Source organism: Haloarcula montana (assembly GCF_035666295.1).
Classification (GTDB): domain Archaea; phylum Halobacteriota; class Halobacteria; order Halobacteriales; family Haloarculaceae; genus Haloarcula; species Haloarcula montana.
The window spans coordinates 789153-812985 of record NZ_CP142027.1 but is presented as its reverse complement, the minus strand read 5'-3'; the positions used below and the strand labels follow the sequence as shown (position 1 = coordinate 812985).

The following is a 23833-nucleotide window of genomic DNA, read 5'->3' as shown; positions in this document are numbered from 1 at the left end:
CGCGGGCCACAGCCGTCTCAGCGCACCCGCGGGTCCCCCACGCCGTTATCGAACGGGGTCGCTACGGAGACGTGACCGAACCGATCAGTGCCGGCCGGCGGGGTTCTCGCCTCGCCGTGCCACTGCGCGGAACCGCCGGCCGTGGGCGTCGTCGCGGTCCAGCGCCGCCCGGATTCGCTCCGAGAGCCACTCGTCGGTCGCGTAGCGGTCGTACACCGGCAGCCGCTCGACCAGCGGGACGCCGGCGTGGTCGGCGACGGCGTCGAGTTCAGCCAGGGCCGGCCACTCGTAGCCGGGGTTGATGTGGTCGACCGTCACCGGCGACACCCCGCCCAGGTCGTCGATCCCGCAGTCGACCAGTTCCCGCGCCGGCGCGAGGTTCGGCGGCACCTGCACCGAGATCGATTCGGGTAGTGCCGCCCGGGCCATCGCGGTCACGCGGCGCATTGTCGACAGATCGGGGGAGCCGTCCTGCCAGCGCTCGTTCTCGGCGACCGGCTGGACGATCACCTCCTGGACGTGGCCGTACCGCCGGTCCAGTTCGCGGATAGCCAGCAGGCTCTCGGCCCGGTCGCGCCAGTCCTCGCCGATACCCACGAGGATACCGGTCGTGAAGGGCACACCCAGTTCCCCGGCGGTTCGGATCGTCGCGAGGCGCTGGCCGGGACTCTTCGCTCGCGGCCCGCCGTGGGCCTGGACGTCCGCGGTGGTCTCCAGCATCACGCCCATCGAGGCGTTCAGGTCCGCGACGGTGGCCATCTGCGCGCGGGTCTGGTCGCCCGGATTGGCGTGTGGGAGCAGCCCCTCCTCTAGGGCGATCCCGCAGGCCTCCCGGAGGTAGTCGTGGATCGTCTCGTGGCCCCACTCGGCGAGCTGTTCGTGAACAGCCGTATACCGGTCGTCGGGATCGTCACCGAACGTAAACAGCGCCTCCGTACAGCCGGCGTCGGCGCCCCGCCGGCAGGTCTCGCGGATCTCCTCGGGACTCATCAGTTCGGCCTGCCCGGGCGGGTCGTAGTAGGTACAGTACGTACAGGTGTACCGGCAGGCCGTCGTCAGCGGCACGAAGACGTTCCGGCAGTAGGAGAACTCCGCGGCGGCGTCGACGTTGTCGGGAGTTACCGACAGCAGGCGCTCGACCTCGGCGGGATCGAACGCGATGTCGATGTCGTAGGCGTCGGCGCCGGGAATCACGTCCGGGGCTGGGCGCTGCGGGGGCAAAAGGGTTCAGTTCCGGGTGACGCCGACGCGACCGTCCTCGACGACGACCTCGAAGCCCGCGTCGGCGAGCCAGTCGGCCGCCCGCCCGTCGCCGTGGAGCAGGACCTCCGCGAGGTCGTCGGGTTCGTCGATGTCAGTCGCCAGCCGTCGTGAGTCTATCTCGGCCAGGTCGGCGCCGATCTCGCGGGCGATCCGGCGGTGGTCGCGGATCGAGGCGCCGTGGTAGTCCACGCGGAACTCGGGGTGGCGAGCGACGAAGGCGTTGGTCCCGCCCCCGCGTCCCGGCGCCAGCATCACGTCGGTGTCGGGCGCGAACAGTCGCTGGACGGCCTCGGCGGTGAGCAACGGGAGATCCGCCATCACGACGGCCAGATCGCCGTCGCTGTCGTCGAGCAGGTCGTTGATAAGTGGGTCGAGTCCGCGGTCGTCGACTGTCACCGGGACCGGACAGTCGATCGGTCCAGTCGCGACCACGTCGGGTGTGTAGCCGGCCGCAGCGAGCGTCTCGACCACGTCACCGAGCATCGCTTCGGTGAACGACAGTCGCTCGTCGGCGTCGAGAACAGCCGCGAGACGCGTCTTCGGGTCCGACCCCGAGACGGGGACGACGACGCGCATCTACAGTTTGCTGTAGTCGTCGCCCTGCTGGGTCCACCAGTAGAGGCCGCCCCCGAGCAGGAGGAGGACGACGATCGCACCGCCGGCCAGCAGGAGCATCTGGGTCGTCTGTTGGCTCTGCTGGGCCTGTTCGGCTTGGGACTGTGCCTCCTCGGCCAGCGAGATCGCGTTCTCGAAGTTCTCGCCCTCGTAGGCCGAGATCGCGCGGTCGATGTCGTCCCGGGCGTCGCTGTTGTCGCCCGGCGCGCTCTCGACGGCCCCCTGGGCGCTGGCGATGGCCTCACGGGCCGCCCTGCTGTCCTCGGTGTAGTGGTGAGCCGTGTCGTTCTGGAACTCCTGGGTGTTGTCGCCGGTCGTCTGGCTGAGCGACGCGACCAGGTACTGCTCTTCGGGTTGGTAGGTGTAGTCCTCGATCTCCGGGACCGTCCCGACCAGTTCGACGCGGACCTGGTCGCCGTTGTTGTCGATGGCGAGGTCCCGCGTGAAGTTCTGCCCGCCGGCAGTCGTCTCGCCGTCCTCGATGGGGTTGCCGGCACGCAGGACCGTCACCGTCCAACTGACGTTCCGGAGTTCGGTCTCACCGGCTATCGTCCACTCGTCGGGCGCGTCGGTGAACGGATCGTCGATCGTGTACGTGACCGAGATCTCCTGGCCGACTGCGGTCTCGTCGGGGACGCCCTCCGCCGAGACGGTGAAGGCACTCACCGGCCCCGCGATGGCGAGCAGACAGACGATTCCAAGCACCGCGGCGATACCCCTAGAACAACGGGTCGAGTTCATCCTCATCGTCTTCCACCAAGTCAGTCAAGTTGTCTTCGCTTTGCTGCCGAATCTCGTCGATATTGTCCTGTGCCTCGATCGCGACCTGCTGGAGTTCCTTGATCCGGGGGACGTTGTGGACGCCCGACAGCAGGATCGACGCCGCGACCTTGGGCGTCTCGGTCGGGTAGTCCCCGCCCCGGACTTCCATGGAGCCGGTCTGCTCCTCGAGCCACTTGCGCCCGCGCTCGATCCCCTTCCGGTTGAGATGTTCGGGCGGGCCGGCGATCACCAACAGCGCCCGCTCGGCCCCGTCGATCTCACAGGGAAGCGTCAGCCGGCCCAAGGCAGCCTTCCGGACCAGCGAGGTGATGCGGTTTGTCGTGTTGGCCGTATCCAGTCCGTCGTCCATCCCGTCGTCGTCGCCCTTGAACCGCGAGAGGAGTCCACCACCGCCCGAAAGGTCGACGTCCTCGGCGGCGTAGCCGACCGTCGAGACGCCCCCGCCGTCGAGCGTGTTGATGATCTCCGAGGAGTCGACGACGCTCTCGGCGACGTTGTCGCCCGCTTCGACCTCGCCGGCGCCGAAGAGGACGCCGAACCGCCGGACGATCTCGTCGTTGATGTGGTCGTAGCCGCCCTCGACGGACTCACCCGTCTGGCGCCAGGCGTCGTTGTCGAACACCAGCAGGTTGTCGACCTCGCGGACGAACGTCTGGAACGACCGGGCCGCGTTGAGGGTGTAGATCCCGCCCTCGTCACTGCCCGGCAGGACACCGAGTCCGTACACCGGTTCGGTGTAGATCCGCTTGAGGTGTTTCGCCAGGACCGGCGAGCCGCCCGAGCCGGTCCCGCCGCCCAGCCCGGCGACGATGAGGAAGGCGTCGACCTCGTGGACCGGGATGTTGTCGATCGCGCCCTGTATCTCGTCGATGTCCTCCTCGGCGATCTCCGCGCCGAGTTCGTTGTCGGCCCCGACTCCGTGGCCCTTGACGCGTGCCTGGCCGATGAGGACCCTGTTGTCTTGGGGAATGCGCTCGAGTCCGAGCAGGTCGGCTTTCGCCGTGTTGACCGCGACCGCCGACCGGACGATGTTCGACCCCGTCTTGTGGTCGTACTCGAGGAATTTGTCGACGATCTTGCCGCCGGCCTGCCCGAAGCCGATCATGGCGAGTTTCATTATCTGGTACTCCGCTTAAAAATGGTATGCGGTATCGCGGGTATAAGCTTTTTCCCCAAAGCCTCAATTCAGAAGTCATTGCTGAAAAACACGATCAGGGTGGGAAGGGGTATATCGGAAGTCTACGGAGTTCTCTGGCGGGTGTGTGGGATTCCCTCTCGAATCTTCGGATTTCGTCTCGTGGCCGACACACGTATCTATAGTAACAATTGAAACGAGTTACATACCGATCGCACTGCAGTCGTGCGATCGGCTGTGCAGTGATTTTCACTGGCTACGATATCTCTCGCGGAGCGTGAGGGGACGGGACGTAGAGCCTATGCGCCCCGGAGATACTCACCGAGCGTCGTCAGGTCACCCGGGTCACGACCTAACGCTTCGAGATCGTTCTCCGAGGGGACGTTGTCGAAATCCAGCGACTCGTACTGATCCTGTCCCATCTTGAAACCCAGGTTCCCCAGGACGGTGAGCCCGATCTTGGCCATCGGCATCGGGAGCGGGACGATCGTGATCGACTTGCCCTCGGCGTCGTAGACAGTGTTTGTCACCTCTCGAAGCGTAAGTGTCTCGGGGCCACCGACCTCGTAGGTCTGGCCCGCGTGGCCCTCTTCTTCCAGAATATCGGCGAGAACCGGGACGAACTCGTCGACCAGGATCGGCTGGAACCGCATGGTGTCGCCGCCGCCGGGAAGCGGATACAGCGGAACGCCGGGGGCGAACATCCCTTTGAGTTGCTTGGTGAAACTGACGAACTCGCCGCCGTCGCCGAAGACGATCGAGGGCCGAACGATCGTCCAATCCAGGTCGGAGTCCTCGACGGCACCCTCCGCTTTCCCCTTCGCGCGGATGTAGTGGGTGTCACCGTTCGGGTCCGCGCCGAGCGCACTCATCTGGAGGAACCGATCGACGCCGTGTTCCTCGGCCGCCCGGAGGCAGTTCTCCGTGCCGCCCAGGTGAACTCGTTCGTGCATCTCGTCGCCGCCGTTGGGCTTGAACAGCGGTGACAGCGCGACAAGGAAGACGACGGCATCCTGTCCTTCGAAGGCGCCTTCGATGCTATCGTAGTCTGTCACGTCGCCTTCCTTGCGGGTCACGCCGTCGGGTAGCGACCCCTCGTGTGGGTTGCGCGCCAGTGCGGTGACGTCGTGCCCTCGATTGTCGAGTTCCCGACACAGGTACTGCCCGATAAATCCGGTCCCGCCGGCTACGAGTACGTCCATGCACATGACAACTCTCGGATACCGTATAAGTGTGGCGCGCAACTGGTTTGGGTCGGTCCCGGTCGGCGTGCTTACATACCCCCGACTGTACCATCACGGTATGCTCGTCACGTTGGAGGGACTGGACGGGAGCGGCAAGACGACCGTCTGGGAACGGCTCCGGGCCGACGACGGCGTCCCCGACGACGCCGTCTTCACCCGGGAACCGACCGAGAGTTGGTACGGTGACGCCGTCCAGCGTTCGATCGACGACTCCGACGCCGATTCACTGGCGGAACTGTTCCTCTACACTGCCGACCACGCTGCTCACTTGGCTGACACTGTCCGGCCGGCACTGCAGGAGGATCGGCTCGTCGTCTCCGACCGGTACAGTGACTCCCGCTACGCCTATCAGGGTGCGACACTCGCAGACTCTCCCCATCTCACGGACCCGCTGGAGTACGTCCGGGAGGTCCACGAACCGTGGACCCGTCCACCCGATCTGACGGTGTATCTCGATCTCGACCCGGAGACTGCGGCCCGGCGCAGCGGCGCGACGAACAAGTTCGAGACAGCAGACTATCTCGCGACCGTCCGTGCCAACTACGAACGCCTCGTCGAGGACGACCCCGGCCGGTTCGTCCGTATCGACGCGACACAGTCGCCCGAGGCTGTATATACCGCCGTTCGTGACGCGATACTGGGACGGCTCTAACCCATCGACTGTGGGAGTTCGACCTCGTCGGGTGCGGGCATCCAGACGTAGTCAAAGGTCATCCCGATCGCTAACGGGATCGCGATCGTCACCAACAGTGCCAGTGACCGACTACCGAGGTTTCCGCCGAGACTGAAGATCCCACTCAGAACGAGCACGATCACGAACATGACGACGGGGCAGAGCAACACCGCGTAGACGAGCCCTCCCCACTTGGTGTTTAGCCGAACCCGGAAAAAGCGAGTCATCAGTGCGGTCACCACGCTGTTTGCCAGGACGATGACGAGCAGCCCGATGACGTCGACCACGGCGACCATACCGTCCGTAGGTGACCGACACTCTTTGCCGTATCGGAACACCGCCGGCGCTACTCCAGACAGACGTAGGTCCGCGTGTCCAATACGCCCTCGATGTCCCGGACTCGCGTCGCGACCGATTGCATCACGTCGTACACTTCGCCGCTGGCTTCCGCGACGATATCGTACTGGCCCGCGACGATGTGGGCCTCGGAGATGCCCGCTAACGACTGTACCTCCGCGAGGAGGTCGCTGGACTTTCCGGTGTCTGTCTTGAGCATGATGAACGCATCGACCATATCGTTTGCTAACGATACACATGGTGAAAACGTTTGTTGTGACGCCGGTTCCCCGGGACCGACTGAACGGTTGTGGCTCGGGCCGCCGTCGTCATCCAGTCTCGAAGATCATCGCGACGGGCTAGCTTTATCCACCCCCGTGCCATACGACACCATATGCGATTCGTTATCGTGGGTGCAGGTCGCGTCGGACTGCGCACCGCACGCGTCTTGCGTGAGAGCGACCACGAGGTCGTCCTCATCGAGCACGACGAGAGTTCGGTCGAGCGGGCCCGCAACGCCGGGTTCGAGGTGATCGCTGGCGACGGCGCGCTCGAGAACACACTCAAAGAAGCCGACCTCGATGCGGCGGACGCGCTGGCGGCGCTGACCGGTGACCTCAACGACAACTTCGTCGCCTGCATGGTGGCAAAGGAACACGGCTGTCGGACCGTCATGCGGATCGACGAGGACTACCGCGAGGAGATCTACCAGCGCTACGCCCAGGACGTCGACGAAGTGATCTACCCCGAACGGCTGGGCGCGATCGCCGCCAAGAACGCCCTCTTGGGCGGGAACATCCGGGCCGTCGCCGACATCGCTCACAACCTCCAGTTGGTGGAACTGTCGATCACCGACTCCTCACCCATGCGGGGGTATTCCCTCTCGGAACTGGAGTTGCCTGCCAACTCACGGCTGCTCGCGCATGCGAAAGGCGACGGACCGCTGACCGTCCCGGACCCGGACCAGACGCTCGACCTCGACGACAGCCTGGTCGTCCTGGCCGACTTCGATGTCCTCGGTGACGTCCGGAGCCTCGTCGTCGGGGAGGACGACCGCGCGACCGCACTCGGAGGTGCCTGACAGATGGTTACTGCCTACGTCATGATCAAAGCGAACACGGGAGACGCCGACCGACTCCGAGACGAGATCGAGGCCGTCGAGGGGGTGTTGGAGGCCCACATCGTCGCCGGCGACGTCGACCTCATCGCGAAAGTCGAGGTCGACAGCCCCGCGGCCGTCAAGGACGTTGCGGCGACCCACATCCAGGGCATCGACGGCGTCGGGAGTACGCAAACGTATATCGCGATGGACTAGTAACCCACGTTTTACTGCAGGGGGTCGCCGAGGCGACCCCCCTTGCAAAAACGTGGGGAAAAACTGCCGGACGCTCACTGCGTTCGCGTCCGGGGAAACCGCTCGCTTCGCTCGCGGTATGCTCTGCCCACAGCTCTGCCCGTCCCCGACTTCGCGGCACGGAGGCCGCGAACGGCCACCGCCCCGTTACAGCGGCGTCCCGCCGCGGGTTCCCTCGCTCCCGCCCGTACTCGCCGAATCCATCAGCTCCGCGACGACGCCGACGTAGTCGTAGCCGGGGACGATCCCCTCGACGTAGGTCCCCTCGACGTACTCGACGAAGGTCTTGGCCACGTCGGCCGCCTGGGACTCGCTGCCCAGACTGAACCGGAAGGTGACGACGACCTCCTCCCCGTCGCGTTCGACGGTGTACTCGTCCAGTTCTACCGAGACACGCGTTGCCTTGGGCGCGTCTTCGAGCCGGCGCTGTAGGGTCTCGAACCAGCCGTCGACGACGGCCTCGCCCACCTCGTCGGCGGTCGCGGCCTGGAGTGTCGGCGCTCGGACGGTCACCTCGTACTCGGTCTTCCACTTCTCGCCCTCGCTTGCGGTCACGAACCCGCTGAACCGCGTCGAATCGACGGCGTACCCCTCTTGGCCGGCGACGAACGCGTCCCGGCGGTCGAAGGCGTCAGCTACGTCGCTGGGTACATCGGTCATTGGCCATCTCTAGGCCGTTACGCCGGAAAAACGCGTCGTATCTCGGGGGATGGGATTCTCACTCGATGCCAGACGCTCGCTCCGTTCGCGCTGCGTCTGCCGTCGTTCGAATCGCCATTCGCTCGATTTATCCGGCCCTCACGTCCGTTCGGGCCGACTTCATGCGAGGGATGGGATTCGAACCCGATGCAAACGCTCGCTTCGCTCGCGTTTCCGTGATTCGAATCCCAACAGTCGCATTTACGGCTCACGACATGTTCGCCGCAAAATGCGAGGGATGGGATTCGAACCCATGGACCCCTACGGGAGCGGGTCTTAAGCCCACCGCCTTTGGCCAAGCTCGGCTACCCTCGCGCACTCACCTCTCTATGCCCCTCGGGAAAACGGGTTTCGATTACCAGTCGACGGAGAGCGTCCCGTCGCCGTTGGGGTCGGGGGCGATCTCCTCGTTCGTGCGGCGGTCGACGACGTGGATGACCCCGCGGTCTTTCTTGGCGGGACAGGCCTCCGCGGCGGCGACGTTGTGATCGAGGTCTGCCTCGTCGATGTAGTACGTCTCGGGTTTGGCGATGCCGGTGTCGAGGTCCAGCGACCACGTTCCGGAGACCTCGGCGCACTTGCCCGCGCCGAAGCACTTGTTGGCCTCGAAGATGATCTTGTAGGGCTTGTCTTCGATCGACGGGGCGTCGCTCGCTCCGATATCGCTCGGATCGATCGGTTCGTCCGGGTCAGTCATTGCCGTCCTTTCGTGATGGACGGACTTTCGACTATCGGTTGCAGGCAGCCAGTGCCCAACCGTCCGCCGATTCGAACATCAGCGTGTTGACAACCGCGATATCGGCGGGTGGAGTTCGCTTCGACGGCGTCGTGACAACATCTATTACCGTCCGGGAAGAGAGACGGACAATGCCAGACGCCGCCGACGATGCAGTCTACTACGTCATCAGCGACCTCCACATCGGCGGCGACGAGCAGCTGGAACACGTCGAGTTCCTCGACGAACTCCTGGCGTTTCTAGAGCGCCTGGAGACGACCGACGAGGACGCAGAGCTGCTCATCAACGGCGACGCCTTCGGCCTCTGGGAGTTCACCGGGATCGACGGTCCCGAGAAGTTCGATATCCTCGTCGAGAAGTATCCCGAACTGTTCGAACAGCTCCGGGCGACCGGCGAGGCGATCCCGATTACGTTGCTTCCCGGGAACCACGACCACGAGCTGGCGGCCTACGACGAGTACGTCGAGTGGTTCGCGGAGTACAACGTCGACCTGGTCCAGGCCGAGTCGATCACCCGCCCCGTCGGCGACCGAACGATCTGGTTCGAGCACGGCCACCAACAGGACCCGAACAACCGGATCGAGGACTTCGGCAACCCCAACGCGTCGCCGCTTGGCTACTACTACAACACGCTCGTGACCAGCCGAGCCGGCCAGCTCTCCGACCGGGGGCGGTTCAACTGGCTGAAAGACGTCCAGGCGGTGACGCCGACCGAGCGGATGCCGAACTGGCTCGTCTCGAAGTACTTCTACCGGGAGATGAACCCGCTGATACGGTACGCCATCATCCCGTTCCTGTTCCTGTTCAACGTCAGCGCGGTGCTGGCGATCCTCGCCGGGCTGGATCTCGCGGGGATCTGGTCGCTCCCGGTCAACCAGACGGAGGCGTTCCTCGGGCAGTTCGGCCAGGCCGGCGCGACGGTGTACCTGATCCTGTCGGTCAACGTCGCCGTCGCCGGCCTGCTGTTGATCGTCGGCATTCCGGTGTCGTTACTGATACGGGACGTCAGGAAGACGATCGACCGCTTCGGGATCTTCGAAACCGAGCTGACCGTCAATCCCGACGAGCCGTACACGGACGCTGCCAGAGCGGTGTTCGACGAACGCCCCGAGACGGCGATCTACTGCTACGGCCACACGCACCGACCGCGGACGACCGAACTCGACGGTCGGCTGCTCGTCAACACCGGCACGTGGCTGAAGCGACTCCACCGGCGGGATGTCATCGCCGGCCGGCTCCCGCCGGTGTTCTATCCGTCCTACCAGCTCTGTGCCGTCCGTATCGCGGCCGAAGACGAGGGAGTCGTCGTCGACTACCAGGGGATCGACAAACCCAATCCCAGCGCGGAGGAACTCACCCGGACCGAGCGGTTGCTCACCCTCGGTCGAGAGCCGGACCCGTCGCTCCCGGACCGGCAGGTCGTCACCCCCGAAGACGACTGACTGCTGCGGACAACAGCTACCCGTCGACGACCTCGACCGCGTCGCCGACCGCGATGGTCTTCCCGCGGTCGGCCTCGGGGACCCGAGCGATGAGCATCAGCGTGTAGAAGTGGTCGAACGCGTCCGGGTCGGCCCAGTCGGGGAACGTCGCTTGGCGGCGCTCGACGAACCGCTCGCGGAACGCCGGCGTTGGCTCGCCCGTGTCGGGGTCCCGTTCCGGGACGACACAGCGGCCACAGGGGGTTACGCCTTCGATACGGACGCCGCCGGCATTGAACGCCGGCGCGTCGGTCCCGACGAAGCGGTCCTCCCAGAAGGCCGGAACCCCGCCGACCTCGACGTTGGCGCGGAGCCGTCGGCGCGCCCCGTCGACGGTCACGTCGTCGAACCACGAGGCGACGGTCTCCAGCGTGGCCGTGCTGATCACCGACGGCCCCATCTCCCGCCGGTCGACGTAGCCCCGGTCGGTATCTCGAACCAGTTCGAGGTCGACACCGAAGAAGTCGCTGAACCACTCGGCTACCCGCGCTCGCCCGTCCTCGTTCCCGAGCGCGAACTCACAGCGATCGTCAGGAGAGTCGACCGTCAGCGTTCGTGTCGACGGCACGAACGTCGTCGTCAGGTCGTGGACCTCGACGGCTTGCTTCCCGTTGTAAGCGTCCCCGTCGGCGTCGTGGAGCGCGAACTCGCGGTCGAGCGCGAGCGTCCCACCGGGGCGGATCTCGCTCGTCTCGCGGTCCATGCCGTCCAGTGCCTTGATCGGATAGACGGTGAGTCGCTCGATGTGTGCCACTACCGGATGGGTGGCAGGGGACGGATAAATCAGTTGTCTCGAACGGGGACTGCCATGGCACCCGGCGAACGACTTCGCCGGCGCCACGGCGAGCGCGACGAGCCGGTCGTCGCTCAGTCGTGGATCTCGACGGATTCGAGCAGCAGTTCGGATTTGGGAGCGTCGTTGCGGTCGGTGTCGACGTTGCCGATCGCCTCGACGACGTCCATCCCGTCGATGACGCGGCCGAAGACGGCGTGTTTCCCGTCGAGGTGGGGCTGGGCGTCCAGCGTGATGAAGAACTGCGAGCCGTTGGTGTCGGGACCGGCGTTTGCCATGCTGACGACGCCGGCGTCGTCGTGGGTCAACTCGTCGTGGAACTCGTCGTCGAACTGGTAGCCCGGGCCGCCCCGGCCGGTACCGGTCGGGTCGCCCATCTGGATCATGAAGTCCTCGATGATCCGGTGCATCTCGATGTCGGTATAGAGCGGGTCGATACGCTTCTCGCCGCTCTCGGGGTCCTCCCAGGCACCTTCGCCGGGACCGACCGAAGCGGCGTCGTAGTCGTCCGCCTCGGTCGCGTGGTCGACGAACGCCTCGACCGTTCGGGGAACTTTCTCGTCGTACAGTTCGATCTCGATGTCGCCCTCTGTCGTGTGCAGGGTCGCTGTCAGATCGCTCATGCCCGGCCAGAGGCGTCCCCGGCGGAAAAGCCTGCCCACTGGACGTGTACTGTGGTACCACGTCGCTGTGTAGTGACCACGAGGTTGGGGGCGACGGCGGTCCGCCCGTAGATCGGTTATCTCACCGCGTACCCTCCCCGCCGGCGAGGTGGGAAAGCAGGGAGTCGGTCACGCGCTCGGGCGCGTCGAACTGCACCCAGTGGCTCGCGTCGGGGAACCGATCGATCCGGAGATCTGACACCCAGCGGTCGAGACCCTCCGTCAGTGAGACATCGAGCGCCCGGTCCTGTTCTCCCCAGAGGAGCAGCGTCGGTCGCTCGACTGGGAGTTCGGGTGCGCCGGCGAGGGTCAGCAGCCGTCTCGCGCTCCGGCGGGCCATCGCCCGGTAGTAGTTCACTGCCGCGGTCAGTGCGCCCGGCCGTCCGAGTGCGGTCTTGTAGTACCGGATATCGGTCTCGCTGAACGCGTCCGCACGGACCGGTGTGTCGGTCAGCATCCCCTCTACCACCCGGAAGTCACGCGCGCGGAAGGCGGCTTCCGGAAGTATCGGGAGTTGGAAGAAGAAGACGTACCACGACTTGGCCACCTGTGTCGGCGACGAGCGCAGCGCCCGTTCGTACGCCGACGGGTGGGGAGCGTTCAATATTGCCAGTCGGTCCACTACGTCTTCCTGGGCGGCGGCGACGTACCAGGCCAGGAGTCCGCCCCAGTCGTGGCCGACGACGTGGGCCGCATCGCGGCCGGTTCCTTCGATCAGGCCGACCACGTCCGCGACGAGTTCGTCGATGTCGTAGGCACGCACACCCTCGGGTTTCTCCGAACAGTTGTACCCGCGGAGGTCCGGCGCGACGACCCGATAGCCGGCTTCGGAAAGCGGTTCGATCTGGTGGTGCCAGGCGTACCAGAACTCCGGGAAGCCGTGTAACAGGACGACTAGGTCCCCGTCCTCGGGGCCGGCCGTGACGGTGTGGAGCGTGACCCCGTTCGTCTCAGCGGTCGCGTGGTCCCACGCCCGGCCGTCGTCGGGAATCGTCCAGTGATCGCCGTCGGGAGGCGTCGATGCCATCGACCGAACGTTTGCCTGCGGGACAATGTCGGTGTCGGTCGGATCGGGTTGGCGCGGTGACACCGGCACTTTTCACCGTCCGGAGCCAGCGACCCGACATGACCGACGACAGGGACCCCGAAGCCAGCCTCCAGGAGTGGAAAGAGACCATGCAGGCGGAACACGACGACGCCATCGCCAACCCGGACCCGGACGAGGACCACCGGATCGAGGGGGTCACACAGGTCAACTACCGGATGTACTTCGCGTACGACGCCGATAGCGACGAACTGGAGCGGACCGAGCGCGAACAGGTCGACGAGTTACGGGATCCGGAACTGCTCGCCTGTGCCTGTGGCGTCCGTGGGATGACGCCCGAAGAAGCGCGCCAGCACGTCGCCGCTGCCCACGAGCAAACCGACGGATAGCGCGTCAGAACGCCCGAAGCGAGTCGAGCGCGTCGGCGGCGCTGCCGTCCTCGATCGCCGTCCGGGCCTGTTCGAGACCCTCGTCGATGCTGTCGGCGTCCTCGCGGGCGTAGATGCGCAACGCGGCGTTGAGCGCGACGGCGTCGGCAAAGCCGTCCGCGCGTTCGCCGGTCAGGACCGCCTCGGTGATCGCCGCTGACTCCTCGGCCACGTCCTCGACCTGGAGGTCTTCGCTGACCACGTCCATGCCGTAGTCGGCGGTACGGATCTCGAAGTCCGCGATGTCCTCCTCGTCGGCGTCCTCGCCCTCGACGGGCCACTCGGCGACGATGGTCTCGCCGGGGCGGACGTCGTCGTACCCCTCCATCCCCTGGAAGAACAGGGCTCGCGAGACGGTGCTCTGTTCGGACTCGACGAGGGTGCGGACCATCTTCTTCGCGAACGCGAGGTGATAGAAGCTCCCCAGGTGGATGTCGGCGCCGGCGGGATTAGCCAGCGTCTCGACGGTGTTGACGAACGAACGAACGCCCATGTTGTCACGCCGGTCGAACAGCGCGTCGATCCCGGGGTTGAACGCCGGTTGGTAGTAGAAGCCAAAGCCCACGTCGTCGACCATGTCGGCGCTCTCCTGGGGGTCGATCTCCGTTCGGACGCCGAGTTCGTCCAGCACGTGCTTGTAGGCGTCCTGTTTCTGTGTCGGCACCCGATCGCCCGAGTGGACGACGACGGGCGTGCCGGCGGCGGCCGCGACGAGACCTGCGGCGACACCGAAAATGGCGGACCGACCTTTACCGTCGTAGTTGGCCCCGCAGTCGACGGGGTCGGCCTCGGGTTCGGCGGTGACGACCGACTCCTCGTGCATGACGTCGACGTAGCCGCCCAGTTCCTCGGGCGTATTACGCTTCCAGCGGTTGGCGAGCCAGAACGCGCCGAGCGTCGTGTCGTCGGGTTCGCCATCGAGGATGCGCCGGAACGCCTCCCGGGCCTGGTCGCGTGTCATGTCGTCGGCGGACTTGTGACCGGAGCCGACGACCTCGGTCATCAGTCGTTTGAGCGGCCATTCGCCGTACTCCTGGGTCGCTTGAGCCATGGGAACCCGTTCGGGCGCGAGTTCAAAAGCCCCTGCGTTTCGTTCCCACTCCGTGGGAACGGCCCGGGAGGACGAAAGGGATACACCCCTCGACTCCTAACGAATGCCAATGAGCCTCCAGTCGGGTGACTGGCGCGAGCGTATCGACGACGTGGACGCTGCTCTCATCGACGGGTTCCAGAGCGACTTCCCGATCGAGGAACGACCCTTCGAGGCGGTGGGTCGGGAACTGGGCGTCGACCCCGCGGAGGCACTCGACCGCGTCCGCCGGCTCCGGGACGACGGCGTCTTCCGGCGGTTCGGTCCCGTCCTCAACCCGCCGGTGATCGGCTCCTCGACGCTCGCCGCGGTCAGTGCCCCCGAGGACCGGTTCGACGAGGTAGCCGAGGTGATCAACGGCTATCGTCAGGTCAACCACAACTACGCACGGGACCACGAGTGGAACATGTGGTTCGTCGTCACCGCCGGCTCGCGGGCCACACGCGACGAGATCATCGCCGACATCGAGGCACGGACCGGCTGTGACGTGCTCGTGCTCCCGATGCTGACCGACTACTACATCGATCTGGAGTTCCCGGTCGTCAACGGGGACCGGTTCGCCCGGGAGACGCGCTCGGAGAGCGGGGCTCCGGACGAGCGAGCGGGGAACCCGCGAGCAGGGGAGCGTCTCGACCAGACTGACGCCAGCGCCACCCGGATCAGCGAGGACGCCGCCGCGGACCTCTCGGAGCTTGACCGCCGGCTCCTCCTGGCGATTCAGGAGGGGTTCCCGCTGACGGCGACCCCGTATCGGGATGTCGCGGATGCGGTCGACGCCGACGTTCAGGACGTCCTTGCCGCCGTCGAGAAACTGCTCGCGGACAACTGCATCAAACGGATCGGCTGCGTGGTCAATCACATCGTCACCGGCTTCGACAGCAACTGTATGGTCGTCTGGGACGTGCCCGACGACGCGCTGGACGAGCGCGGCCAGGCCGTCGGCGAACTGCCGTACGTGACGCTGTGTTACCACCGGCCGCGCCGGCCGGACCAGGCGTGGTCGTACAACCTCTTTACGATGATCCACGGCCGGGAGAGCGAGGCCGTCGACGCGAAGATCGACGACCTGGCGACGGCCCATCTCCCCTACGATCACGACCGGCTCTACTCGACGGCGACGCTGAAACAGACCGGGGCACGGTACGACGACATTGTCGGCGAGTGACCGCCGGCACGCGGTGTCGGGCCAGTGTGTCGGTCGGGCTCCGCCGGAACGTTTTTGTCCGTCGTAAGGTTACTTACAATGGTACCAAATGACACACCAGGGGAGCCTGACGGTGTTGGTCGTCGACGACGAGTCGCCTGTCGCTGACGCGTACGCCGAGACCGTCGGCCAGCGGTACGAGGTCGAAGTCGCCTACAGCGGTCAAGAAGCACTGGAGAAACTGTCGGCGGAAATCGATGTCGTCCTGCTCGATCGCCGGATGCCGGATATCTCCGGTGACGAGGTACTCGAAGAGATCCGCGATCGGGGAATCGATGCACGGGTCGCGATGGTTACTGCGGTCGACCCGGATCTGGAAATCATCGAAATGCCCTTCGACGACTACATCGTCAAGCCGGTCTCCCCCGAGGAACTGTTCGAGACGATCGAACGCCTGTATCAGTGTGTCGACTACGAGGACCGGCTCCGGGAGTACTACTCACTGACAGCCAAGTACGCCGCGCTCCGGTCGAGCAAGCCCGTCGACGAACTCGAAGCCAGCGAGGAGTTCGGCTCGCTGGAGTCGACCATGACCGAGAAACGCGACGAACTCGACGAGTTGACTTCCTCGCTCGATGACCAGGATTTCCAGAAGATGTTCGCCGACATCGGATCGGAACACGAGTGGCCCGACATCGAGTAAACTACCCCACCCTACTTCGCTCGGGGGCAACCGCCCCCGCTCGCTCGTTGAGGGTGGAGCCTCCCCCTCCAATTAGGTGAGGACCGCCCCGCTCCGGTGCTGTCACCCCGAGTTACCCTTCCGAAAGCACTAACGGTGTCTCTTCCCTAGGGAGGTCAATGAGTCAGCAACTCCCGGACGTACAGGCGTCGAGTCCGGATGTCACCGTCGGCCTCAACCGCGTCGGTGTGACAGGTGTCGAGAAGCTCGTCAAGCTGGGGCGACGCGACCGTGATCCGATCGTCCTGATGGCGGAGTTCGAAGTGTTCGTCGACCTGCCGTCCTGGCGGAAGGGGGCAGACATGTCCCGAAACATGGAAGTCATCGACGAGACCTTAGAGACCGCGGTCTCCGAAGAGGCCTACCGGGTCGAGGACGTCTGTGGCGACGCCGCGGAACTGCTCCTGCAGAAACACGAGTATACGACCAAGGCCGAGGTTCGCATGGAAGCGGAGTACGTCACCCACGAGCGGACGCCACAGTCCGACGTGGCGACCCAGTCGACGGCCGACATCATCGCTTCGGCGACGGCTACCGAGGACGGGACGAGCGAGGAGATCGGTGCCCGCGTCACCGGTATGACCGTCTGTCCCTGTTCCCAGGGGATGTCGGCGGCCCGTGCCCGCCAGACCCTGCGGGGGATGGGCGTCGAGGACGAGGTCATCGACGAGTTCCTCGAAGAGATGCCCCAGGCGGGCCACTCACAGCGGGGTCACGCCACGCTGACCGTCGAGAGCGACGGCGCACCCGAGGTCGACCTCAACGAACTCATCGAGGTCGCCCGCGATTCGATGAGCGCCCGGATCTACAACCTCGCGAAACGCCCCGACGAGGACCACATGACCTACGAGGCACACAAGGACGCCAAGTTCGTCGAGGACTGTGTCCGTGCACTCGCGGATGGAGTCGTCGATCGGTTCCCCGATCTGGCCGACGATGCCATCGTCACGATGAAACAGTCAAACGACGAGTCGATCCACCAACACAACGCCCACGCCGAACGGGTGGCGAAACTCGGCGACCTGCGTGCAGAGGTCACCGCCGACGAAGCCACTGCCGACGACTGACACCAGTTGGCTTGTCGGCCCGCGACTCCAGTGGTGGGGTACTGTTATGCCGTCCCGTCCGTAACCAGCGAACCGACGAATGGTCGTGCCCAGGCCGAACCGACGCCGCGTACTAGCGACGCTCGGAACTGCTCTGACTGCCGGGTGTCTTCGGAGTTCGAGGAACGACGACTTGACGCCGGCACCCGGAACGGACGAGCCCCGGACACGATCGACAGACGACACGACGACTGCGACCGCAGCACCGTCGGGTTCGGGATCGACTCTCACACCCGCCTCGCTCTCGACCGAGTGGAGCCACGAGGCGGACCTGGCGTTCTTCCAGGCCGGCGTGGCGGCGGAGGGGACCGTCCTCACACAGCGCTCCGACGGGCGGACCTGTGTCGCACGGGCGCTCCGGGACGGGAGCCAGCAGTGGCGAGCGACGTTCGACACCGAAGTCATGTACCGGCCACGGCTCGTCGGCTCGACGGCCCTGATGGCAACGATCGGGGGAACGATCCACGCGCTCGCACGTTCGGACGGGAGCGAGCGGTGGCGCTACGATACCCCGGGAGAACTGCGGGTCCAACCCGTCGTCACCCCGGACGAAGCGACGGTCCTGGTCCCCGTCCGGTTCGACGACGAGCGGGCCGGGCTGGTCGATGCGGTGTCTCTGGAGAGCGGTCAGCGGCGGTGGCGGATCGACGGGATCGACCGGCCGAATTCGATCTCGCCGGTCGTCGACGGGCGGTTCTACCTCGGGTTCAGCGACAGTTTCCGGGGGTACGCGGCGGGCGACGGGACGCGACTCCCCGCCGAACAACAACCGTCCGGCGTCCCAGGGGTCAACGCGGGGCGGTTCCCACACGAACGCATCCTGTTCGCACACGAGGGGACGGTGTACCTGCCGGAACCACGAGCGAACGATCCCGTCGTCGCGTACGACCCGACGGCAAACGAGGTCGTCTGGCGGTACGAACCCTTTGGCACCCCCGTCTCGTTCGACGCGTGGGGCGAGACGCTGGCCTTCACCGCGAGCGACAACGCCGTCTACGGACTCGACCGTACCACCGGGGACCGCCGCTGGCGCGTCCAGCGGGACGACCGGCTCTCCCCCGTGGCGGCCGCCCGGGGCGTGGTCTGGACAGCGCGTGGCCGGACGCTGCTCGGGATCGACGCCGAGACTGGGACGGTTCACGTCGAACGGGAGATCCCGCTCTCCGCCGATCTGGTCTTCGCCGTGGGCCGGCGAGTTATCGTACTGGGGTCCGGGAAGGTCGGTGTCTACTGGATCGAAAGCTGACCGATCACGGGTCGGAGCCGGGATGTGGATACGCGTAGACGTTCGCGTCGTCGGCACCGACGTAGACTCCTTCTCCGTCGGCAGCGGCCCCGGTCGGCAACGCGTCGAACAGTTCGACGGTTCCCCGGGGCCGTCCGTCGCTGCTCAGTTCGTGGAGTGGCCCGGTCGACGGAGCAAAGAGCGTATTGCCGCGGACGGCGGGTGGGGAGAACAGCTCCGCGTCACGACCCTCGAACGTCCACGCCGTGCGTCCGGTCGAGGGGTCCAGCGCGACGAGCCGCTCGTAACCCACGTAGAAACGCTCGCCGACCGATCCGACGAAATCAACGTCGAGGTCGCTGCGCTGCCACGCCCGTTCGCCGGTCGTCGCGTCGAACGCACGGAGGGTCCCCCCGTCTCCGCCGCTGACCGTGTACCCGCCTGCGGCGGCGACGTTCGTCTCACCGAAGTTCGCGTCGATAGCGGTCTCCCACCGTTTCTCGCCGGAGTCGGCGTCGATCCCATAGGCCGCGCTGTGTGTACTGGGCCGCCGGTTGCCTTTCCCCGCCGCGACACAGACGACGCCGTCTTCGTAGGCTGGCTGATTGACGACGATCGTCCGCTCGTCGGCATCTCGTTCGGTGAATATCCACGATACGTCACCCGAGGAGAGCGAACGGGCGACGACGCGCGTCCCCTCTCTGGCACGTGCGGCCAGGAAGACGGTGCCGTCGACGACGAGCGGGCGATGACCGCTGGCTTCCGACGGGTTCTCCCACCGAGTCTCGCCCGTCGCCACGTCGACTGCGTGGACGCGGTAATCGCTCAACACGACGGCGGTCCCGTCGGCGACGGAGACGTGCGGTTGGGTCTCGAACTCCCTGACCCACGCTCGGGTGCCGTCAGCGGCGTCGAAGGCGTACAGACGCCGGTCCGTACTTCCGACGAGGACCACTCCGCTCGCGGTCACTGGGGGCTGATAGACGGGTGCGCGCGTCCGCTGTGCCCACCGTGCCGGTTCCGGAACCTCCGGGGTCGACACGGCCGTGGCCGTCGGTGAGGATCGATCGGGGGATCGGCGTGTCGCCGACCGGACCGGCGACTCGGTTACCGTCCGTTCGGTCGGCTCCTGGAGGTTCAGACAGCCGCTGGTCGAGACGAGACCGGCAAGTCCTGCCATGGCCCGGAGGAACCCCCGGCGGTTCGTCGGCGTGTCGTTCATAATCCACTGTCACTCACTGGCGAACCATTACAGGTGGGTCCGACCGCCCGGCTCAGGGCGGCCGGATCGGCGTCGCGTTCTCCCAGTGGTCGACGAAGGCCTCGCTGATGTCCTCGGTGAAGTCGGGGTCCTTGAGGTCGATGACGCCGAAGGTCTCTTCGAGCCCCAGCGGGTGGGGTACCTCGATACACACCTCGATGTCGTCGATGAGTTCGAACGTGGTCGTGATATCCGAACTGGCCCGTGCGGTGTAGTTGTCGTAGGGTGCTAGCCGGTCGTAGTACTCCTGGTTGGCCGACGCCGGCAGGTTCTCGAAGAGGTCGGGTCGGACCAGCAGGGAGACGTCGACGCCCCGCTCCAGTGCGGTCTCCAGCTCGTCGACGATCCGCTCGGTCCCGGCGCGGATGTCGACCTGCCGTGCCGGCGAGGACCCGACCATGACGATCCGCCGGTCGGCGGCGGCCAGGCGCTCCAACAGGAGATCGAGCGAGTCCTCGGGACCGACCGCGGCGGTCCAGAACGGTTCCTCGACCGGTTCGGCGCTCTCTAACTGCTCTGCGAGGTCGTCGACGATGCTCTCGTACTGTTGGGACTGCTCTTCGAGTTCCCGCTTCTTGTCCTCCAGCAGGCGATCAAGCGCGGTCTCCGGTTCGACGGCGACGTATTTCTTCGGTCGACTCGCCGTCTGGCTCCGGACCAGGTTGTAGGTCACGAGACTGTTGAGAACGTCGTAGATCCGCCCCATCGGAACGTCACTGGCTCGTGACAGCTCTTTCGCCGTCGTCGGACCCGTCTCCAGTAGCGATCGATAGGCCCGTGCCTCGTATTCAGAGAGACCGAGGTCGCGTAAACTCGCCATATCTGGACATGCACTGGGCCTGCCTAAAAACTAGCCCCGTGTTTACCGTTTTCCCCGGTGGGCTACTCGCCGGTCAGCGCCGCTTCGAGCGTGGCCGGCGTCTCGGCCTCGGCCGTGACGGTCCCGTCTTCCCGGAGCCGCGCGACGCCGTCGCCGTCCGGATCGGGGACGACCGTCGTCTCGTGGTCGGCCAGTCGTAGCGCCGCCCGATGGAGGTCGGTCCCCGCCTCGGTGCCGACGACCAACGCCTGCGGATCTCGGAGCCGTGCAGCCACGGCGGCGTAGCCGGCCACCTCGACACCCATCCGCTCGGCGGCCCCGGCGAAGGCCTCGACCGCCTCGGTCGCGACCTGCCGGTATCGGTCTTCGCCGGTCAGCGCGGCGAGATCGACCAGGGCGTCCGCGAGTTCGACCGTCGTATCCAGGGGATGCAGCGACCGGCTACAGAGGCCGGCACCGCTCTCGGGACCGTCCCGGAACGCGCCGCTTTGCTCCTGGCGGTGCTCGACCGTCCAGTCGGCGATCGCACGAGCGGGGCCGGACTCGCCGGCCACCTGCCAACTCGTCGTCAGTCCCTGGAGGAGGCTGGCCTGGTCGCCCAGGAGGCCGCGCTCGCTCCCCTCGCCGTCGTAGTGGGCGACCGCGCCGTCCTCGACGAGTCGGTCACAGACGCTGTCTCTGGCCCGTTGGGCGTACCGACGGGCGCGCTCGTCGTCGGTGTAGGCCGCCAGCCACAGCAGGCCATCGACCGCCAGACCGTTCCGGTCGGCGAAGACCGTCTCGTCGACGTGAGGCGGGTCTGCTTCCTCGCGTTCGCTGGGTTCGAGTCGGTAGTAGTCGTCGACGCCGGCCTGGCTCCCGGCGAAGGCGTCCGCGTCGTCGGCCCACAGCGTTGTCGTGAGGTACTCGGCGGTCCGCTGGGCGGCGTCGCGGTAGGTCTCGGTCCCGGTGTACCGGTAGCCGTGTGCGAACGCACGGACCAGGGCGGCGTTCTCGTCGAGGAGTTTCTCCCGGCGCGGGTTCGACCAGTTCCGATCGGTCGCGTACCGGAAGAAGCCCCCGTCGTACGTGTCGAACAGGTGGGTGTGAACTGCTTCGAGCGTCCGCGTCGCCTGGTCGCGCGCCCGGACCAGCGCGAACTCGACGGTCCGGGCCAGCGGGAACTTCACGTCGGTCCCCCAGCCGCCGAACTCCTCGTCGTAGGCGCCCAGCAACTGCTCGACCATGTGTTCCTCGATGCGTGGGCGTAACTCGCCGGCCGGCGGCGCCTCGTCCTGGAGCTGTCTCGGGATCGAGCCCGCCTCAGTCCCCCGGGAGTCCCAGGCCTCGCGGACGCTGTCGAGAATGCCGCGGAAGCCGTCCGGGCCGAGGAACGTCGCACCGGTGATGACCTCGCCAGCGGGGGTGAGAAACACCGTCGAGGGGAACCCGCCCATCGTGTAGCGTTCCCGGACACGGGGGTTGCGGTCGGCGTCGACCCTGACCGGAACGAACCCGTCGTTGATGTTGGCCGCGATGCGTGGCTCGCCGTAGGTCCCACGGTCCATCGCCCGACATTCCTCGCTCCAGGGCACGGTCAGGGAAAGCAGGACCGGCCGGCCGCTGTCGGCAGCAGCCTCGAAGGCCGCTGGCCCCCACTCGCGCCACTCGACTTTCGTCTCCGCCGCGAACTCGTCCATACCGGCCGTCGGCCCTGCGCGTACATAGGCCCTTCACTCCCCGGTCGCTGGCGCGGTCGTCACGCGACGAAAGACCGATTGGTCGGCCGGCCCAACTGCCGGCTATGTGTGCCCACCAGGCCGGTCGGCCGGCCGACACGCCGGTCACGCCGGGTGACCGACCGCCACGTCTCGGTCGCCTGCCGGTCGTCGACAACACCGTCGCGATGCTGCGGGACCCACTGGCCTTCTACGACCGCGTCGGTGACCACGAGGCCGATGTCGTCGGCTACAACGTCGCGGGGACGACGGGCTACTTCCTCACGCACCCGGACCTGATCGAACAGGTGCTCGTCACCGACGCCAGCGACTACGAGAAGGGCGCACTGCTTCAGCGCACGCTCGGGGAGTTCGTCGGCGAGGGCCTCTTTCTCCTGGAGGGCGAGGAGTGGCAGCGCCAGCGGACGGCGCTCCAGCCGGCCTTCTATCGGGACCGCATCGAGACCTATGGCGAGACGATGACCGACTTCGCCGACGCGACCGCCGACGAGTGGGACGACGGCGGAGTCCTCGACGTTCGGCCGTCGATGCAGGCGCTCACGCTGCGGATTCTCGGGAAGACGCTGCTGGACGTGGAGATCGAGACGACCGCCGACGCGCTCGAACCGTTGCTGTCCGCGCTTCGGCACCGCCTCGACCCGCGGACGCTGTCGGCGTATCTCCCGCTGTGGGTGCCGACGCCGATCAACCGCCGCGTGAACCGGTCGCTCTCGGCCTTCGAGGCGACGCTCGACGACATCGTCGCCGCCCGCCGGCGAGAGGACGAGACGACTCGCGAGGCCCGTGACGACGTCCTCTCGCTGTTGCTTTCGATGGACGAGGAGACGATGGACCGCGAGCGGCTGGGCGACCAGTTGCTGACCTTTCTCGTCGCCGGCCACGACACCACGTCGCTGACGCTTTCGTACGCCTGGTTCCTGCTGGCGACCCACCCACAGATCCAGCGCCGCCTCCACGAGGAACTCGACGAGACGCTCGACGGTGCCACGCCGACGCCCGCCGACCTGTTCGAACTCCCCTACCTGGATCGGGTCCTCTCGGAGGTACTGCGGCTCTACCCGCCGGCGTTTACCGTCTTCCGCCAGCCGACCCAGCCAGTCTCGCTGGGCAGCTACGAGATCGGACCCGACGCGCAACTGACCCTCCCACAGTGGCTCGTCCACCGCGACGAGCGGTGGTACGACGATCCCGACGCCTTCCGCCCGGACCGCTGGACCGACGACTTCGAGTCGACGCTGCCCGACTACGCCTATTACCCGTTCGGTGGCGGCCCGCGCCACTGCATCGGAATGCGCTTCGCTCGGATGGAGGCGAAACTCGCGCTGGCGACGATCGCCCAACGGTTCGCGGTCGAACCCGTCACTGAACCGCCGCTGGAGTTGGCCATGCAGATCACCCTCTCGCCGGCCGAACCGATCCAGGTTCGGGTTCGCGAGCGGTAGCCGAGTCCAACCTCCCGCTCTCGAAAGGGGTTTGGGGC

Annotated in this window: 26 protein-coding genes and 1 tRNA gene; 10 read left to right on the top strand and 17 right to left on the bottom strand. The window is 66.4% G+C overall.

The window, feature by feature from the left end:
• Nucleotides 1-84: 84 nt before the first annotated feature.
• The 5 genes from cofG to VJ109_RS04275 form a co-directional block, all read right to left on the bottom strand.
• Nucleotides 85-1194, bottom strand: a complete 1110-nt coding sequence (gene cofG / locus VJ109_RS04295) for a 7,8-didemethyl-8-hydroxy-5-deazariboflavin synthase subunit CofG (RefSeq protein ID WP_324759282.1) — start codon at nucleotides 1192-1194, stop codon at nucleotides 85-87.
• A gap of 33 nt (nucleotides 1195-1227) precedes the next feature.
• Nucleotides 1228-1839: a 2-phospho-L-lactate guanylyltransferase gene (gene cofC / locus VJ109_RS04290; RefSeq protein ID WP_324759281.1), complete on the bottom strand. Its 612-nt coding sequence runs from the start codon at nucleotides 1837-1839 to the stop codon at nucleotides 1228-1230.
• Nucleotides 1840-2619: a hypothetical protein gene (locus VJ109_RS04285; RefSeq protein WP_324759279.1), complete on the bottom strand. Its 780-nt coding sequence runs from the start codon at nucleotides 2617-2619 to the stop codon at nucleotides 1840-1842.
• Entirely contained in the window at nucleotides 2597-3778 is a 1182-nt protein-coding gene (locus VJ109_RS04280; protein ID WP_276180054.1) for a tubulin/FtsZ family protein, read from the bottom strand. The genes VJ109_RS04285 and VJ109_RS04280 overlap by 23 nt, the downstream gene beginning before the upstream one ends.
• Nucleotides 3779-4095: 317 nt before the next feature.
• Nucleotides 4096-4998, bottom strand: a complete 903-nt coding sequence (locus tag VJ109_RS04275; protein ID WP_324759277.1) for a complex I NDUFA9 subunit family protein — start codon at nucleotides 4996-4998, stop codon at nucleotides 4096-4098.
• Nucleotides 4999-5098: 100 nt separating this feature from the next.
• On the opposite strand from VJ109_RS04275, the gene tmk reads away from it, so the two are divergent.
• Nucleotides 5099-5692, top strand: a complete 594-nt coding sequence (gene tmk, locus VJ109_RS04270; RefSeq protein ID WP_324759275.1) for a dTMP kinase — start codon at nucleotides 5099-5101, stop codon at nucleotides 5690-5692.
• On the opposite strand, the gene VJ109_RS04265 is transcribed toward tmk, so the two are convergent.
• Both VJ109_RS04265 and VJ109_RS04260 read right to left on the bottom strand, forming a co-directional pair.
• Nucleotides 5689-6009 (bottom strand): DUF7991 family protein, encoded by a 321-nt coding sequence (locus VJ109_RS04265; protein ID WP_276180060.1) that lies wholly within the window; start codon nucleotides 6007-6009, stop codon nucleotides 5689-5691. The two genes, tmk and VJ109_RS04265, sit on opposite strands and share 4 nt — an antisense overlap.
• A gap of 50 nt (nucleotides 6010-6059) precedes the next feature.
• Complete coding sequence (locus tag VJ109_RS04260) at nucleotides 6060-6287, bottom strand: Lrp/AsnC ligand binding domain-containing protein (RefSeq protein ID WP_276180062.1); 228 nt, start codon at nucleotides 6285-6287, stop codon at nucleotides 6060-6062.
• 156 nt (nucleotides 6288-6443) lie between these two features.
• On the opposite strand from VJ109_RS04260, the gene VJ109_RS04255 reads away from it, so the two are divergent.
• Both VJ109_RS04255 and VJ109_RS04250 read left to right on the top strand, forming a co-directional pair.
• The gene (locus VJ109_RS04255; RefSeq protein ID WP_324759272.1) at nucleotides 6444-7130 is read left to right on the top strand and encodes a potassium channel family protein; all 687 of its coding nucleotides are present in this window, start codon (nucleotides 6444-6446) and stop codon (nucleotides 7128-7130) included.
• Between the two features lie 3 nt (nucleotides 7131-7133).
• Nucleotides 7134-7364: an Lrp/AsnC family transcriptional regulator gene (locus VJ109_RS04250; RefSeq protein ID WP_324759271.1), complete on the top strand. Its 231-nt coding sequence runs from the start codon at nucleotides 7134-7136 to the stop codon at nucleotides 7362-7364.
• Between the two features lie 186 nt (nucleotides 7365-7550).
• Here the strand turns inward: VJ109_RS04250 and VJ109_RS04245 are convergent, their stop codons facing one another.
• The 3 genes from VJ109_RS04245 to VJ109_RS04235 form a co-directional block, all read right to left on the bottom strand.
• Nucleotides 7551-8063: a DUF5813 family protein gene (locus tag VJ109_RS04245; RefSeq protein WP_324759270.1), complete on the bottom strand. Its 513-nt coding sequence runs from the start codon at nucleotides 8061-8063 to the stop codon at nucleotides 7551-7553.
• A 269-nt stretch (nucleotides 8064-8332) separates the two neighbouring features.
• A tRNA-Leu gene (locus tag VJ109_RS04240) sits at nucleotides 8333-8417 on the bottom strand.
• A gap of 40 nt (nucleotides 8418-8457) precedes the next feature.
• Complete coding sequence (locus VJ109_RS04235) at nucleotides 8458-8799, bottom strand: ferredoxin (RefSeq protein WP_324759268.1); 342 nt, start codon at nucleotides 8797-8799, stop codon at nucleotides 8458-8460.
• A gap of 170 nt (nucleotides 8800-8969) precedes the next feature.
• Here VJ109_RS04235 and VJ109_RS04230 point away from each other — a divergent pair, with 170 nt between their 5' ends.
• Nucleotides 8970-10280, top strand: a complete 1311-nt coding sequence (locus tag VJ109_RS04230; protein WP_324759266.1) for a metallophosphoesterase — start codon at nucleotides 8970-8972, stop codon at nucleotides 10278-10280.
• A 16-nt stretch (nucleotides 10281-10296) separates the two neighbouring features.
• On the opposite strand, the gene VJ109_RS04225 is transcribed toward VJ109_RS04230, so the two are convergent.
• The 3 genes from VJ109_RS04225 to VJ109_RS04215 all read right to left on the bottom strand — a co-directional run bounded on the left by VJ109_RS04225 (nucleotide 10297) and on the right by VJ109_RS04215 (nucleotide 12801).
• Nucleotides 10297-11073, bottom strand: a complete 777-nt coding sequence (locus VJ109_RS04225; protein ID WP_324759264.1) for an MOSC domain-containing protein — start codon at nucleotides 11071-11073, stop codon at nucleotides 10297-10299.
• Nucleotides 11074-11186: 113 nt separating this feature from the next.
• Nucleotides 11187-11735, bottom strand: coding sequence for a peptidylprolyl isomerase (locus tag VJ109_RS04220; RefSeq protein ID WP_324759263.1), 549 nt, complete (start codon nucleotides 11733-11735; stop codon nucleotides 11187-11189).
• A 121-nt stretch (nucleotides 11736-11856) separates the two neighbouring features.
• Nucleotides 11857-12801 (bottom strand): alpha/beta fold hydrolase, encoded by a 945-nt coding sequence (locus VJ109_RS04215; RefSeq protein ID WP_324759261.1) that lies wholly within the window; start codon nucleotides 12799-12801, stop codon nucleotides 11857-11859.
• A 98-nt stretch (nucleotides 12802-12899) separates the two neighbouring features.
• On the opposite strand from VJ109_RS04215, the gene VJ109_RS04210 reads away from it, so the two are divergent.
• A complete protein-coding gene (locus VJ109_RS04210; protein WP_324759259.1) occupies nucleotides 12900-13208 on the top strand; it encodes a hypothetical protein in 309 nt (102 codons plus the stop codon).
• Between the two features lie 4 nt (nucleotides 13209-13212).
• Here VJ109_RS04210 and VJ109_RS04205 read toward each other — a convergent pair whose 3' ends face one another.
• Nucleotides 13213-14298 (bottom strand): anthranilate phosphoribosyltransferase, encoded by a 1086-nt coding sequence (locus VJ109_RS04205; protein WP_324759257.1) that lies wholly within the window; start codon nucleotides 14296-14298, stop codon nucleotides 13213-13215.
• 109 nt (nucleotides 14299-14407) lie between these two features.
• Between VJ109_RS04205 and ahbB the strand changes: the two genes are divergently transcribed.
• The 4 genes from ahbB to VJ109_RS04185 all read left to right on the top strand — a co-directional run bounded on the left by ahbB (nucleotide 14408) and on the right by VJ109_RS04185 (nucleotide 18575).
• Nucleotides 14408-15502 (top strand): siroheme decarboxylase subunit beta, encoded by a 1095-nt coding sequence (gene ahbB / locus VJ109_RS04200; RefSeq protein ID WP_324759256.1) that lies wholly within the window; start codon nucleotides 14408-14410, stop codon nucleotides 15500-15502.
• Between the two features lie 88 nt (nucleotides 15503-15590).
• A complete protein-coding gene (locus VJ109_RS04195) occupies nucleotides 15591-16184 on the top strand; it encodes a response regulator (RefSeq protein WP_324759254.1) in 594 nt (197 codons plus the stop codon).
• Between the two features lie 158 nt (nucleotides 16185-16342).
• The gene (mptA, locus tag VJ109_RS04190; RefSeq protein WP_324759252.1) at nucleotides 16343-17290 is read left to right on the top strand and encodes a GTP cyclohydrolase MptA; all 948 of its coding nucleotides are present in this window, start codon (nucleotides 16343-16345) and stop codon (nucleotides 17288-17290) included.
• A gap of 172 nt (nucleotides 17291-17462) precedes the next feature.
• Nucleotides 17463-18575 carry an outer membrane protein assembly factor BamB family protein gene (locus VJ109_RS04185; RefSeq protein WP_324759251.1) on the top strand — a complete coding sequence of 371 codons (1113 nt, stop codon included), beginning with the start codon at nucleotides 17463-17465 and terminating at the stop codon, nucleotides 18573-18575.
• 4 nt (nucleotides 18576-18579) lie between these two features.
• On the opposite strand, the gene VJ109_RS04180 is transcribed toward VJ109_RS04185, so the two are convergent.
• The 3 genes from VJ109_RS04180 to VJ109_RS04170 form a co-directional block, all read right to left on the bottom strand.
• A complete protein-coding gene (locus tag VJ109_RS04180) occupies nucleotides 18580-19776 on the bottom strand; it encodes a PQQ-binding-like beta-propeller repeat protein (RefSeq protein ID WP_324759249.1) in 1197 nt (398 codons plus the stop codon).
• A gap of 52 nt (nucleotides 19777-19828) precedes the next feature.
• Nucleotides 19829-20635: a TrmB family transcriptional regulator gene (locus VJ109_RS04175; RefSeq protein ID WP_276180096.1), complete on the bottom strand. Its 807-nt coding sequence runs from the start codon at nucleotides 20633-20635 to the stop codon at nucleotides 19829-19831.
• Between the two features lie 62 nt (nucleotides 20636-20697).
• Entirely contained in the window at nucleotides 20698-22314 is a 1617-nt protein-coding gene (locus VJ109_RS04170; protein WP_324759248.1) for a DUF255 domain-containing protein, read from the bottom strand.
• Between the two features lie 104 nt (nucleotides 22315-22418).
• Here VJ109_RS04170 and VJ109_RS04165 point away from each other — a divergent pair, with 104 nt between their 5' ends.
• Complete coding sequence (locus VJ109_RS04165) at nucleotides 22419-23795, top strand: cytochrome P450 (protein ID WP_324759247.1); 1377 nt, start codon at nucleotides 22419-22421, stop codon at nucleotides 23793-23795.
• Nucleotides 23796-23833: the final 38 nt, after the last annotated feature.

Coding starts and splice junctions, on each gene's coding strand:
- cofC (WP_324759281.1), bottom strand. CDS start 1,839: ATGCGCGTCGTCGTCCCCGTCTCGGGGTCGGACCCGAAGACGCGTCTC.
- VJ109_RS04285 (WP_324759279.1), bottom strand. CDS start 2,619: ATGAACTCGACCCGTTGTTCTAGGGGTATCGCCGCGGTGCTTGGAATC.
- VJ109_RS04280 (WP_276180054.1), bottom strand. CDS start 3,778: ATGAAACTCGCCATGATCGGCTTCGGGCAGGCCGGCGGCAAGATCGTC.
- VJ109_RS04275 (WP_324759277.1), bottom strand. CDS start 4,998: ATGGACGTACTCGTAGCCGGCGGGACCGGATTTATCGGGCAGTACCTG.
- tmk (WP_324759275.1), top strand. CDS start 5,099: ATGCTCGTCACGTTGGAGGGACTGGACGGGAGCGGCAAGACGACCGTC.
- VJ109_RS04265 (WP_276180060.1), bottom strand. CDS start 6,009: ATGGTCGCCGTGGTCGACGTCATCGGGCTGCTCGTCATCGTCCTGGCA.
- VJ109_RS04260 (WP_276180062.1), bottom strand. CDS start 6,287: ATGGTCGATGCGTTCATCATGCTCAAGACAGACACCGGAAAGTCCAGC.
- VJ109_RS04255 (WP_324759272.1), top strand. CDS start 6,444: ATGCGATTCGTTATCGTGGGTGCAGGTCGCGTCGGACTGCGCACCGCA.
- VJ109_RS04250 (WP_324759271.1), top strand. CDS start 7,134: ATGGTTACTGCCTACGTCATGATCAAAGCGAACACGGGAGACGCCGAC.
- VJ109_RS04245 (WP_324759270.1), bottom strand. CDS start 8,063: ATGACCGATGTACCCAGCGACGTAGCTGACGCCTTCGACCGCCGGGAC.
- VJ109_RS04235 (WP_324759268.1), bottom strand. CDS start 8,799: ATGACTGACCCGGACGAACCGATCGATCCGAGCGATATCGGAGCGAGC.
- VJ109_RS04230 (WP_324759266.1), top strand. CDS start 8,970: ATGCCAGACGCCGCCGACGATGCAGTCTACTACGTCATCAGCGACCTC.
- VJ109_RS04220 (WP_324759263.1), bottom strand. CDS start 11,735: ATGAGCGATCTGACAGCGACCCTGCACACGACAGAGGGCGACATCGAG.
- VJ109_RS04215 (WP_324759261.1), bottom strand. CDS start 12,801: ATGGCATCGACGCCTCCCGACGGCGATCACTGGACGATTCCCGACGAC.
- VJ109_RS04210 (WP_324759259.1), top strand. CDS start 12,900: ATGACCGACGACAGGGACCCCGAAGCCAGCCTCCAGGAGTGGAAAGAG.
- VJ109_RS04205 (WP_324759257.1), bottom strand. CDS start 14,298: ATGGCTCAAGCGACCCAGGAGTACGGCGAATGGCCGCTCAAACGACTG.
- ahbB (WP_324759256.1), top strand. CDS start 14,408: ATGAGCCTCCAGTCGGGTGACTGGCGCGAGCGTATCGACGACGTGGAC.
- VJ109_RS04195 (WP_324759254.1), top strand. CDS start 15,591: ATGACACACCAGGGGAGCCTGACGGTGTTGGTCGTCGACGACGAGTCG.
- mptA (WP_324759252.1), top strand. CDS start 16,343: ATGAGTCAGCAACTCCCGGACGTACAGGCGTCGAGTCCGGATGTCACC.
- VJ109_RS04180 (WP_324759249.1), bottom strand. CDS start 19,776: ATGAACGACACGCCGACGAACCGCCGGGGGTTCCTCCGGGCCATGGCA.
- VJ109_RS04175 (WP_276180096.1), bottom strand. CDS start 20,635: ATGGCGAGTTTACGCGACCTCGGTCTCTCTGAATACGAGGCACGGGCC.
- VJ109_RS04170 (WP_324759248.1), bottom strand. CDS start 22,314: ATGGACGAGTTCGCGGCGGAGACGAAAGTCGAGTGGCGCGAGTGGGGG.
- VJ109_RS04165 (WP_324759247.1), top strand. CDS start 22,419: ATGTGTGCCCACCAGGCCGGTCGGCCGGCCGACACGCCGGTCACGCCG.